The organism is Kitasatospora sp. NPDC096140, assembly GCF_040303045.1.
Lineage (GTDB): Bacteria > Actinomycetota > Actinomycetes > Streptomycetales > Streptomycetaceae > Kitasatospora.
Genome location: NZ_JBEOUW010000023.1, coordinates 44,180 through 56,347 on the forward strand (window position 1 = coordinate 44,180; position 12,168 = coordinate 56,347).

The 12,168-nt window shown below is 72.5% G+C and carries 10 protein-coding genes; 3 read left to right on the forward strand and 7 right to left on the reverse strand.

Going from position 1 to position 12,168, the window contains the following annotated elements:
* The 6 genes from ABT048_RS23580 to ABT048_RS23605 all read right to left on the reverse strand — a co-directional run bounded on the left by ABT048_RS23580 (position 1) and on the right by ABT048_RS23605 (position 8,231).
* Positions 1–1,890: a non-ribosomal peptide synthetase gene (locus tag ABT048_RS23580; RefSeq protein ID WP_350523441.1), complete on the reverse strand. Its 1,890-nt coding sequence runs from the start codon at positions 1,888–1,890 to the stop codon at positions 1–3.
* A gap of 43 nt (positions 1,891–1,933) precedes the next feature.
* Positions 1,934–3,793: an asparagine synthase (glutamine-hydrolyzing) gene (gene asnB / locus ABT048_RS23585; RefSeq protein WP_350523442.1), complete on the reverse strand. Its 1,860-nt coding sequence runs from the start codon at positions 3,791–3,793 to the stop codon at positions 1,934–1,936.
* A gap of 1 nt (position 3,794) precedes the next feature.
* Positions 3,795–5,267: a condensation domain-containing protein gene (locus ABT048_RS23590; RefSeq protein ID WP_350523443.1), complete on the reverse strand. Its 1,473-nt coding sequence runs from the start codon at positions 5,265–5,267 to the stop codon at positions 3,795–3,797.
* Entirely contained in the window at positions 5,257–6,681 is a 1,425-nt protein-coding gene (locus tag ABT048_RS23595) for a condensation domain-containing protein (RefSeq protein ID WP_350523444.1), read from the reverse strand. The genes ABT048_RS23590 and ABT048_RS23595 overlap by 11 nt, the downstream gene beginning before the upstream one ends.
* Positions 6,678–7,631 carry a fatty acid desaturase family protein gene (locus ABT048_RS23600; protein ID WP_350523445.1) on the reverse strand — a complete coding sequence of 318 codons (954 nt, stop codon included), beginning with the start codon at positions 7,629–7,631 and terminating at the stop codon, positions 6,678–6,680. Before ABT048_RS23600 ends, ABT048_RS23595 begins: the two co-directional genes overlap by 4 nt.
* Positions 7,632–7,910: 279 nt before the next feature.
* Positions 7,911–8,231, reverse strand: coding sequence for a phosphopantetheine-binding protein (locus tag ABT048_RS23605; protein WP_350523446.1), 321 nt, complete (start codon positions 8,229–8,231; stop codon positions 7,911–7,913).
* A 488-nt stretch (positions 8,232–8,719) separates the two neighbouring features.
* On the opposite strand from ABT048_RS23605, the gene ABT048_RS23610 reads away from it, so the two are divergent.
* Positions 8,720–9,490 carry an aspartate/glutamate racemase family protein gene (locus ABT048_RS23610; RefSeq protein ID WP_350523447.1) on the forward strand — a complete coding sequence of 257 codons (771 nt, stop codon included), beginning with the start codon at positions 8,720–8,722 and terminating at the stop codon, positions 9,488–9,490.
* Positions 9,491–9,513: 23 nt separating this feature from the next.
* Here ABT048_RS23610 and ABT048_RS23615 read toward each other — a convergent pair whose 3' ends face one another.
* Complete coding sequence (locus ABT048_RS23615; protein WP_350523448.1) at positions 9,514–10,401, reverse strand: polysaccharide deacetylase family protein; 888 nt, start codon at positions 10,399–10,401, stop codon at positions 9,514–9,516.
* 95 nt (positions 10,402–10,496) lie between these two features.
* On the opposite strand from ABT048_RS23615, the gene ABT048_RS23620 reads away from it, so the two are divergent.
* Positions 10,497–10,742 (forward strand): MbtH family protein, encoded by a 246-nt coding sequence (locus ABT048_RS23620; protein ID WP_350523449.1) that lies wholly within the window; start codon positions 10,497–10,499, stop codon positions 10,740–10,742.
* On the forward strand, positions 10,739–12,142 hold the full coding sequence (locus tag ABT048_RS23625; RefSeq protein WP_350523450.1) for an aldehyde dehydrogenase family protein: 1,404 nt from the start codon (positions 10,739–10,741) through the stop codon (positions 12,140–12,142). Before ABT048_RS23620 ends, ABT048_RS23625 begins: the two co-directional genes overlap by 4 nt.
* Positions 12,143–12,168 lie beyond the last annotated feature (26 nt).

Sequence of the window (12,168 nt, forward strand, 5' to 3'; positions counted from 1 at the left end):
TCAGTTACCGCCGTTCTGGGCCAGCAGGCGCTCGGCCTCGTCCTCGTCCAGGTCGTCGAGGTCCGCGAGCAGGTCGTCCAGGTCGGAGCCGGACGTCAGCAGGGTCTGCTCGATCTCGGCCGCCAGGCCCTCGATGGTCGGGGCGGCCAGGAACTTCTGGAGGTGGACGTCCACGCCGAACTCGGCGCTGATCGCGGCGATGAGCCGCATGACGAGCAGCGAGTGGCCGCCGATGCGGAAGAAGTCGTGCTGCACGCCCGGCCGGTCCACCGGCAGCAGCTTCGCCCAGATCCCGGCGAGGGTCTCCTCGGTGGCGGTGCGCGGCGCCACGTAGTCCTGCTCCACCTGCTGCTGCGGCGGCAGCGGCACGGGCAGCGCCCGGCGGTCCACCTTGCCGCTGATGGTGCGCGGCAGCTGCTCCAGCGGGACGAACACCCGGGGCAGGTGGGAGTCGGGCACCCGGGGCGCCAGGTGGTCGCGCAGGACGGCCGCCTCGACGGGCTGGACCGGCTCCACGAAGGCGCACAGGTAGGCGGGGTTGCCCTCGTCGTCGGGGACGACGGTGACGGCGGCGTCCTTCACCGCGTGGTGGGCGCGGAGCAGGTGCTCGATCTCGCCGAGCTCGACGCGGACGCCGCCCAGCTTGATCTGCTGGTCGCGCCGGCCGACGTACTCCAGGCTGCCGTCCGGCAGGGCGCGGGCGAAGTCGCCGGTCCGGTAGACGAAGTCCTCCGGGTCGGTGCCGAGCGGGTTGGGCACGAAGGCGGCGCGGGTGGCGTCCGGCTGGTGGAAGTAGCCCAGCGACATGTACGGCGTGCGGATGTGGATCTCGCCGACGGCGCCCTCGGCGCACGGCTTGTTGCGGCCGTCGAGCAGCACCACCCGGGCGCCGGGCATGGCCTTGCCGATCGGGATGCTCGACCGCTCGGTGTCCGCCGGGGTGACGAAGTGGAAGGTCTTGGTCATGGTGGTCTCGCTCGGCCCGTACAGGTTGAGCAGGCTGATCCGCTCGCCGAACCGGGCGAACCACTGGGCGGCGTCGCTCGGCGCCACCGGCTCGCCGGCCAGCGCCACGCAGCGCAGCGCGGACAGCTCGGGGCCGCCGTTGGCGAGGGACGGCAGCATGCCGCGCCAGACGGTGGGGACGGTGTGGACCAGCTCGATCCGCTCCTCGTCGATCCAGCGGGCCAGGGCCGGCCCGTCCAGGGCGAGGCCGGCCGGCGGGACGCACACGGTGCCGCCGGTGGTCAGCGGCACGAACAGGTCGCGCAGGATCGCGTCGAAGGCGGGCGAGGCCAGCTGGCTGACCCTGGTGCCCGGCTGCACGCCCAGCAGTTCGGTCTCCCAGCGGACGAAGTGGTCGATGCCCTGCATCCGGCCGACGATCGCCTTGGGCTGCCCGGTCGAGCCGGAGGTGAAGAAGATGTACGCCGCGTCGTCCGGGTCCGGCACGTGGAGCCGCTCCGGGGCCGCGCCGGTGGGCTCGGCGGCGAGGTCCAGGGGGACGCGCCGGGCCAGCGGCAGGGACGGCTCCAGGATCTCGTCCGCGCGGTCGGCGGCCGAGGCGCCGACGATCACCCACTCGGGGGCGGTGGCGGTCAGCATGGTGCGCAGCCGCAGCGGCGGGGCCGCCAGGTCCACCGGCACGAAGACGCCGCCCGCCTTCAGCACCGCCAGGATCGCGACGACCAGCTCGCGCCGGTCCTCGGCCAGGATCGGCACCACGCAGCCGGCACCCGCGCCGGACTCGCGGATGGCGACGGCGAGTTCGTCCGAACGGGATGCCAGCTCGGCGTAGCTGAGCCGGCCTTGCGGGCACTCGACCGCGGTGTGGTCGGCGAAGCGCTGGGCGGCCTGCTGTACGAGACCGTGGACTGCGTGGAAGGCCATCGAGCTTCCTCCAGGGACGGGGGGCCTGTGGCCACCCAAGTGATCAGGCGTCAGGAAGGGAAAAGGTGTCGAGCAGCACGCCGAAGGTGAGGACCACCAGCAGCAGGTCGTCGCCGAGGTGCGGATGGACCTCGTAACCCGGCTGCCGGTACTGCTCCTTGAGGTGCTCGACCACGTCGGGGTCGAAGTAGCCCTGCCGCTTGATCCGGTCGTAGGAGAGCAGGTCCTCGACCCACTCGATCCGCTCGCGCAGCAGGGCGGGGCTGCCCTGGGCCCGGAACCCGAACTTCTCCCGGTGGATGATCTCGTCGGGCACCAGGCCGCGGGCGGCCTCCTTGAGCACGTACTTCTCGGTGCTCGCGGTCACCTTCAGGCGGGGCGGGACGGTCGTGGCGAACCGCACCAGGTCGGGGTCGAGGAACGGGTACCGGGCCTCCACCGAGTTGGCCAGCGCCATCCGGTCCCCGTGGTCGGAGAGCAGGTGGTCGGAGAGCCGGAGCTTGAAGTCGAGGTAGGAGCGCTGGTGCACCGGGTGGCGCCCGCGCAGCATCCCGGGGTCGACGACGGGCCCGGCCAGGCAGTCGAACTCGGCGTGGGCGTCCCGCAGGGCGGGGGCGTACAGGTCGAGCTTGGACTCCCGCCAGGCGTGGTAGTCGCGCTCGTAGAAGACGTGCGGGTCGCCCCAGATGGTGCGGCGCAGCTCCTCCTCGAAGGGGTCGCCGCCGGCCGTCCGCCGCCCGCCCAGGTCGAAGCGGTAGCCGAGGTAGCCGGCGAACAGCTCGTCGGCGCCCTCACCGGTGAGGATCACCCGGGTGCCGGTCTCCCGGACGGCGGCCGACAGCGCCATGGAGCAGGTGTTGTACGTCTCCTTCACCGGGCACTCGGCGTGCCCGATCATCCGGCGCAGTCCGGCCGCGATGTCGCCCGGGTGGAACTCCGTCTCGGTGTGCTCGGAGCCGAGGTGGCGGGCCATCAGCCGCTGGTGGCGGGACTCGTCGATGCCCCGGTCGGGGAAGGTGATGGAGAACGACCGCGGCACCGTCCCGCTGGTGTTGCGGTGCACGAGCGCGCCGATCAGGGAGGAGTCGAGGCCGCCGCTGAGGTAGTAGCCGACCGGGACGTCGGCCTGGAGCCGGCGGCGCACCGACTGCTCCAGCAGCTCGCGGACGGTGTCCACGTAGTACCGGTCGGGGTGTTCGGCCGGCTCCCCCGGCACGTCCACCGGGTAGTCCAGGTCCCAGTACTTCTCGACCCGGACGGCCCCGTCCTCGACCAGCAGGAAGTGGCCGTTCTCCAGGCTGCTGACCCCCTCGAACAGGGTGCGCGAGCCGACCGTCCCGGGGAAGGTGAGCACCTGGTCGAGGCCGGTCAGGTCGGCCCGGCGGGGCACCGACGGGTGCGCCAGGACGGCCTTGATCTCCGAGCCGAAGACGAGCCGGCCGCCCGCCACCGCGTAGTACATCGGCAGGATGCCCATGTGGTCGCGGGCCAGGAAGAGCCGGCCGCGCCGGGTGTCGTGGACGGCGAAGGCGAACTGGCCGTTCAGCCGCTCCAGCAGCCCGGTGCCGTACTCCTCGTAGAGGTGGACGATCACCTCGACGTCGGTGCGGGTGCGGAACCGGTGCCCCTTGGCCTCCAGTTCGGCGCGCAGCTCCCGGTGGTTGAAGATCTCGCCGTTGCAGACCATGGCGACCGAGCCGTCCTCGTTGAGGATCGGCTGGTCGCCGTCCTCCAGGCCGACGATGCTCAGCCGGCGGAAGCCCAGGGCCACTCCCCCGCGCACCAGCCGGCCCGCGGAGTCGGGGCCGCGGTGCAGCAGGGTGGCGGTCATCCGGTCGAGCACGTCCTCGCCCTCGGTGAGGCCGGTGCCGGCCAGGTCCGCGTATCCGGTGACGCCGCACATGTCAGAACCCCCCGAGGTCGTCGTTGAAGCCCGCGGCGGCGTCCGCGCCGGACCGGTCCGCGTCGGTGGCGCCCAGGTCGAGCGCGGAGACCGGGCGGTCCGGGTCGGCGCACGCGTCGGCGAGCAGCGCCAGGTACTGCCGGGCCGTCCGCTCGATCGTGGAGTGGTCGAACAGCCGCGTGCTGTACTCCAGTTGGCCGCGCATCTCGTCCTCGAACTCGAACAGGTCGAACCGCAGGTCGAAGATCGAGGTGGTGCGGACGTCGTCCAGCCGGGTCATCACCACGCCCGGCAGCTCGGCCCGGCGGCGGCGCGGCGGGATGTTCTGCAGGATGAACATCACCTGGAACAGCGGATTGCGGCCCACCTCGCGCTCCGGCTGCACCGCCTCGACCAGGGAGCGGAACGGCAGGTCGCGGTGGACGAAGCCCTGCAGGGCGGCCGTCCGGGTGCGGCCCAGCAGCTCGCGGAAGGTCGGGTCGCCGGCGAGGTCGCCGCGCATCACCAGGGTGTCGGCGAAGTAGCCGACCAGCGGCCCCCACTGGGGCTTGTCCCGGTTGCCGACCGGCGTGCCCACCAGCAGGTCCTCCTGGCCGGTGAGCCGGTGCAGCAGGGCCGTGAAGGCCGCCAGGGTGACCATGAACGTGCTGGCCCGGGAGGCGCGGGCGAGCCCGCCGAGGGCGGTGCGCAGCTCGGCGGGCACCTGGAAGACGTACCGGTCGCCGCTGAAGTCGGCGTGGCCGGCCCGGGGCCGGTCGGTGGGCAGGTCCAGGGTGACCGGGGCGCCGGCCAGCTGCCGGGTCCAGTAGTCCACCAGCTTGTCGCCGCGCGGTCCGGCGAGCCGTTCGCGCTGCTCCCGGGCGTAGTCGGTGAACTGGACGGGCAGTTCGGGCAGCGGCACCTCGGTACCGGTGACCTCGCCCGCGTACAGGTCCGCGACCTCCTGGATCAGGACCTGCACGGACCAGCCGTCGGAGACGATGTGGTGGATGACCAGCGCCATCACGTGCCGCTCGGCGCCGGTGCGGACCAGCTCCACCCGGAACAGCGGCGGTCGGCCCAGGTCGAAGGGGCGGTGGGCCGCGTCGGCGACGGTCCGCTCGGCGGCCGCCGGGCGCTCGACCTCGGGCAGGGCGGTCAGGTCGGTGACGGTGAGCGGCACCGGGACGTCCTCGGCCACCCGCTGGTACGGGACGCCGTCGACGGCGACGACGGCCGCCCGCAGCATCTGCTGCCGGCGGACGACGGCGGCCAGGGCCCGGCGCAGCGCCTCGGTGTCCAGCGGCCCGTCCAACTGCCAGAGCACGGTGGAGTTGTAGGCGGCGTTGCCCGGGTCGAGGCGGTCGAGCAGCCACAGCTGCTCCTGGGTGACGGACACCGGGGCGAGGCCCTCCGGGGCGACGGCGGCGGTGCCGGCGGTGGCGCCCGGGGCGGTGTCCGCGGCCGGCTGCGCGGGTGTGGAGCTATTCGGCACGGTGCACCCCTGTGGTCGCCATGAGTGTGTCCAGCGGGATCGCCGGGTCCTGCGCGACCTCGGCGAGGACCCGGGTGAGCTCCGCGAGCAGCGCCACCGCGTCCTGGTCGGAGCAGTGGGCCCGGCGGTGGCTGAGCAGGGCGCGCAGGTCGCCGTCCTCCTCGTAGAAGACCAGGTCGAGGTCGTAGAGGGTGCCGGGGTCGTGGTTGACCAGCCGGGCGGTCAGCCCGGGGAAGGCCGGCGGCACCTCGGGGGTGCTCTGGTGCGAGAAGAGCACGTTCACCGGGGAGCGGAAGCCTCCGCCGCGGCGCGGCCGCAGCCCCTCGACGACCCGCTCGAACGGCAACTCCCGGTGCGCGTAGGCCCCGAGGGCCGCGCGCCGGACGTCCCGGAGCAGGTCACGGAAGGTCGCGCCGGGGTCCACCTCGGTGCGGATGACCAGGAGGTTGACGAAGAACCCGACCGCGGACTCGAACTCCGGGCGGCTGCGGACGGCGGCGCGGGTGCCCACCGCGATGTCGGTGGCCCCGCTGCCGCGGTGCAGCACCACGGCGAAGGCGGCCAGCAGCAGCATGAACGGGGTGACCCGCTCGTCCCGGTACACGGTCCGCAGGGAGTCGTGGACGGCGCCGGGCACAGTGGTCCACTGGGTCGCGACGGCGGCGCCCCCGTCCGGTGCGGCAGCGGTGGCCCGCGCGGCAGCGGCGGTCGGCACGGCGGTGACGGTCCCGGCCGGCGCGTCGGCCGCGCGGACCGGCGGCACCGGGGCGAGGCCGGTCAGCCGCTCCGTCCAGTACGCCAGCTGGCGCTGGTGGCCGGCGCCCTCGCTCCACTCGCGCTGCCAGCGCACGAAGTCCGGGAACTGGGCCCCCGGGGTTTCCAACTCGGCTTCCATGCCGTCGAGTTCGGCGCCGTAGAGGGCGGCGAGCTCCGGCAGCAGGACGTTCCACCAGGACCACGCGTCCGAGACCAGGTGGTGCAGCGCGAGCCGCAGCACGTACTCGTCGGGTCCGAGCACGACCACGAGGGCGCGCAGCACGGGCCCGCGGGCGAGGTCGAAGGGGGTGGCCTGGTCGGCCGCCAGCACCGCGGCCAGCTCGGACTCGCGCTCGGCCTCGGGCAGTCGGGAGAGGTCCAGGACGGGCAGCTCGATGCCGCACTCGCCGGAGACCTGCTGCACCGGACTGCCGTCGACCAGCGGGAACGTGGTGCGCAGCGCCGCGTGCCGGCCGCGCAGCAGCTCCAGCGCGCGCCGCAGCGCGGCGGTGTCGAGCGGGCCGGTCAGCCGGAAGGTCATCGGGTCGACGTAGACCGCCGAGCCCGACATGCGCTCCAGGAACCACATGCCCAACTGCCCTGGCGTGAGCGGGAACCGGTCGACCGCCGGGGCGGCCGGGGCGGGGGCGGTCGTCACGCCGTCCCCCCGGCGCGGCCGGCCCGCGCGTTGCGCCGGGCCTCGGCCACGATGGCCTTGAAGAACTGCGGGTAGCTGGGCGAGGTGTGCGTCCCGTGCGCCAGCACGACGTCGTGGCGCTCGCGCAGCTGGTTGATCGGCACCACCATGGCGGCGTGGTGCTCGATGTGCAGGTTGTTCCCGTTGGTGTACCAGGTGCTGAACCAACTCCCGGTGATGGACCGGGTGTTGCGCAGCACGTCGGTGGAGGAGTTGTCGCACATGATGTGCTCGGGCAGCTCGACCAGGAAGTGCAGCGGCACCGCGACCAGCAGCGGCAGCAGCCAGATCCACAGCACCGGCTCGCCGTACCCGAGCAGGGTCAGCGCCACGGCGCCCACGATCGGCAGGGCGAACATCCGGTACTCGGCGACGACTTCGCGCTCACGCTGCTCGGAGATCTGGCCCATGTCGTAGGACCAACGACCGCCCCAGCAGCGGACGATGTCGGCCACCGCACTGCCCAGCCGGCCGAAGGCCAGCGCCTCGCGGACCAGGGCCGACCAGGTGACCGGCTGCCGCGAGTCGAAGCCGAAGAACTCCGAGTCCTGGTCCGTGCCGAGGTAGCGGTGGTGCTGGAGGTGGCGCACCCGGTAGTGGCTGTACGACACCAGCATGGGAACGCCCAGCGGCACGCCGACGATCCGGTGCCAGCGGGAGCGGCGGAACGCCGAGTGGTGCAGGCACTGGTGCTGGAGCTCCAGCCAGTGGGAGTACATGGCGCCCATCAGGACGACACCGAGCACTCGGGGCAGCCACGCGTCCGGGGCGAGCGCCAGAACCGCGCCTGCGGCCCAAATGCCGTACGCGACAAGGATCTTGACAATGAAGACGCGTTCGTCGGCGGCGGTGACCTTGGCTCGCCGGAACAGGTCCTTCGGCGACGCGGGGGTCACGTCGGGCGTCGTCATGAACGGAAACCTTCCTTGCGTCAGCCTCCTGAGGGAACGCCGCAGCAGCCTGTCGGCACGGTGGCCGGACAGGAATCGGCGTCGACCCGACGAGGCACGGAGATCGAAGAGCGCGGCCCCTCGGCCCGGGCAGGGCAGGGCGATTGGGCACACTGGGACACGCCGGCGGCAGCGTCGGGGAACCGCGGGCGTTGACCGGGCCGGTGAACGACCGGCCGGCAGGTGGTGATCAGCAAGAAAGCACAGCGACGAGGACTCCCGGACGCGCCGGGAGGCCTGTCACTGGGGGAAGTTGGCGACGAAACAGGCCGCCTGCGCGGCCGCGGTCGGCTGCTCGAAGAGCTCGTTGAGGAGCAGGCCCTCAAGCTCCAGGGCCGCGTCCTGCTCGATGCCGTGGGTCGCCAGCAGGCGTCCGATGGCCTGAAGCGCGAGCAGAGAGTAACCACCGAGCTCGAAGAAATCCGAGGTCTCGGCGTCGATCGTGTCGGGCGTCACTTCGAGCACGTCCGACCAGATGTCGATGACGGCAAGGGTCACCGTCGACAATGCGGGCGCCTCACCGGTGGAGGCGCCAATGGTGCTGCTGTCGTCCTGAATCACTACGGTTCCCCCCAAGGAGCCATATAGGTCCAGCGTCAACTTGCTTCATTGATCGGCGGGTTAGCGAGGTCCGCAGACCCCGGTCCGGCGCCGAGTCGAGCTCATGGTCCGTCGAGCAGTTGTTTGCATCCAAGCATGTCCATGATTGCCTCCGCAAGAGATCAACTTCCGGTGGCCGTCAGGCCCCTGGCGTGCACCGATTCCCGAACCGGAACCCCCCGTTCGGCGGGGGTGCCCTCCTGATCTCCTGTGGTACCGTACGCCGCAGCGACGGGTCCACCCGGCTTTCCTGCCGGGCATTTTCTCCACCTTCTCGGGCGTGTCCCGCAGCGGCTCCCAATGGCGACCGCACGGCTATCGCGGACCGCCCCGTCACTTCCGGACCGGGGAGCGCCACCGGCTTTCTCCCCCGGCTAATCCATTCCGTCGGACACCGCGATTCCCGCGCCCATGCCGGGATCCGCCGGGATCCGCAGGGGGGCAGAACCGTGATACCAGTCGACGACCGAACGGCCGCCGGAACGACAACCGGAGCGCCCGCGCGGACACTTGGAGTACTCGGCGGCATGGGGCCGGCGGCCACCGCGGAGTTCCTCCGGCTGCTCTCGCTCGCCGTGCCCGCGCAGTCGGACCAGGAGCACCCCCGCATCGTCATGCTGTCCGAACCCGGCATTCCGGAGCGCACCGGGGCGATCCTCGCCGGTTCGGACGAACCGCTGCTGCCGATCCGCAACGCCCTGGAGCAACTCGTCGCCTGGGGTGCCGATCTGCTCGTCGTGCCCTGCAACACCGCGCACGCCTTCATCGACCGGCTGCAGGGCCTCCTGCCGGTGCCCCTCGTGCACATCGCCGACGCCACGCTCCGGGCCGCCATGCGCACCAGCCCGGCGGGCGGCTGGCTGGCCGCGACCACCGGCACCGTGCACAGCGGCATCTACCAGCGGCGCGCGGCCGAACTCGGCTACCGGCTGCTGATCCCCGAGGAGCCGCTGCGGTCCGAGATCCACCGCGCCGGGGTCCTGGTGAAGGCCAACCGGCTGGCCGAGGGCGGCACCGTGCTCGCCTCCGCGGTGCACGGCCTGTGGCAGCAGCACGACCTCCCCGTGCTCACCGCCTGCACCGAACTCCCGCTCGCGTACGAGGCCGCCGGCCTGCCCGAGGAGCGTTCGGTCTCCAGCCTGGCCGCCCTCGTGACGGCCTGCGTGACCGAACTCCGCACCCCGCAGGCCGTCACGAGCGCTGCGGGGTGGCGGAGTTGATCGGCCGGCGGCGGCCGGTACGGCTACGGCTGCGGCTGCGGCTCCGACGGCCCGGCGAGCACCAGCTCGGCCACCTCGTCCGCACGGGCGAAGCGCACGTCACCCCGGGAGAGCACGAACCGGATGAACTGCTCCAGGGCGGCCAGCCGCGAGGGGCGTCCGGTGAGGAACGGGTGCACGGTCAGCATGCACAGCGAGCCGAAGCCGCGCATCGCCTCCAGCTCGGCGGTCCACAGGTCCACCACCTTCGACGGCGCCTCGATCAGCTGGCCGATGTTCGGCTCGGGCAGGAAGGCGTACTGCTCCCAGTCGTCGAGCAGCCACTGCACCGGCAGCTCGGCGATCGTGTGCTCCCCGCTGCGCACCGCGTACGGCCGGTCGTCATCCATCAGCGAGGAGTCGTAGCGCAGGCCGTACTCACCGAGCAGGTCGAGCGTGTGGCGGGTCATCTCCCAGTTCGGCGCGCGGTACCCGGTCGGCTGCACGCCGAATCGGGAGAACGTCTTCAGGCTGCGCTCGATCTCCTCCCGCTGCTCGCTTTCGGAAAGGTGCACCGGGTGCCGGTGGGTAAATCCGTGGAGCGCTATCTCGTGCCCCTTTTCGGCCACCGAATCCATCACCGAAGGCCACCGCTCGGCAGAAACTCCGGGCACGAAGAACGTGGCCGGAAGGTCGTAGCGGTCCAGCAGGTCGAGGATCCGCGGCACCCCGACGCGGGGGCCGTACGCCTGGTGGGACATCGTCGTCAGGTGGTCGATGTAGTGCTCCCCGCGGGCCAGCACGGGCGACTCGGCGTCCACGTCGACACCCAGGACCACCACGGCGGACGAGCCCTGCAGCCAGTCCCCGGCCGGCACCCGCTCGGGCCAGCGGACGGTGGGAATCTCGATCTGATCCTTCTGCGTCGTCACTGAATTACCTTTTCGAGAAGTTATCGGAGAAGCCGCCGGTGCGGCCTCCGGCGACACTCTAGCAATTCCGTCAGGAAAAGAAAGAGGGAATCCAAGTGGGTAGTCGAACGAATGACATTCCGGCGGACGCCGAGCTGTTCCGGGTCGTGGTGAACCACGAGGAGCAGTATTCGGTGTGGCCGCTCGACCGGGAGGTGCCGAACGGCTGGCGGGACGCGGGGATGCAGGGCGACAAGGAGGCCTGCCTCGCCCACGTCGAGGAGGTCTGGACCGACATGCGCCCGCTGAGCCTGCGCGACCGGCTCGCCGGCGGCGGCGCGGAAGCGGAGGCCTCGGCGTGACACCCGCCCTGACCATCGACGGCGCGGCGGTGCCCGGCGCCTCCGTCCTGCCCGTGGAGGACCCGGCCACCGGGGAGCCCTTCGCGCACGCGCCCGCGTGCTCCCCCGAGCAGCTCGATGCCGCCGTCACCGCCGCCGCCGCGGCCGCGGCCGGCTGGGCGGCAGTACCGGTCGCCGAGCGCCGCGCCGCCCTGCGCGCCTGCGGCGACGTCCTCGGGGCGCACCTGGAGGAGGTGGCCGGGCTGCTCAGCCGGGAGCAGGGCAAGCCGCTGGCCGCCGCCCGCGGCGAAGTGCGGCTGTCCGCCGACTGGTTCGGGCACACCGCCGAACTGAAGTCGGACGCCGAGGAGTTGCCGGCCGAGGACGGCGCCCGGATCACGCTGGAGCGGGTCCCGCACGGCGTGGTCGCGGCCATCGCCCCGTCCAACTTCCCGATCATCCTGTCGGTCTGCAAGTTCGCCCCGGCCCTGCTGGCCGGCAACACGGTGGTCGTCAAGCCCTCCCCGGAGACGCCGCTGTCGACGCTCCGGATGGGCGAACTGCTCCGCGACTGCCTGCCGCCGGGCGTGCTCAACGTCGTCTCCGGCGACCACTCGCTGGGCCGGTCGCTCACCGAGCACCCCGCGGTGGACATGATCTCCTTCACCGGCTCGGTGGAGACCGGCAAGGCGATCGCACGCCAGGCGGCGGACCGGCTGCTGCCGGTGGTCCTCGAACTCGGCGGCAACGACGCGGCGATCGTGCTCCCGGGCGCCGACCTCACCACCGTCGCACCCGCGCTGTTCCACGCCGCCCTCGCCAACAGCGGCCAGTTCTGCGCCGCCGTCAAGCGGGTCTACGCACCGCGCGAGCTGGCCGGCGACCTCGTCTCGGCGCTGGCCGCCCTGGCCGGGTCCGCGGTCGTCGGCCCCGGCAGCGAGCCGGAGTCCGCTTTCGGCCCGCTGGTCAGCCGGGCCCAGCGGGACCGGGTCCACGCCCTGGTCGAGGACGCCGTCGCAGGTGGCGCCCGGATCGTGGCCGGCGGTGCCCCGCTGCCCGGCCCGGGCCACTTCTACCCCCCGACCGTGGTGACCGACCTGCCGGAGGGCTGCGAGCTGGAGGTGGAGGAGCAGTTCGGCCCGGTCATCCCGGTGATCGCGTACGACGACCCGGCCGACGCCGTCCGCCGGGCCAACGCCACCCGCTACGGCCTCGGCGCCTCGCTCTGGGGGCCGCAGGAGGCGGCGGAGGAGCTCGCCCCGCTCCTCGACAGCGGCACCGTGTGGATCAACACCCACGGGGACCTGCGCCCGAACGTGCCGTTCGGCGGCGTCCGCTCCTCCGGGCTGGGCGTCGAGTACGGCTACTGGGGACTGCTCGAATACACGCGGATCAAGGTCCGCAACAGTGCACGGCGCTGACCGGCCGGCCATGGGTGACAGGAGAG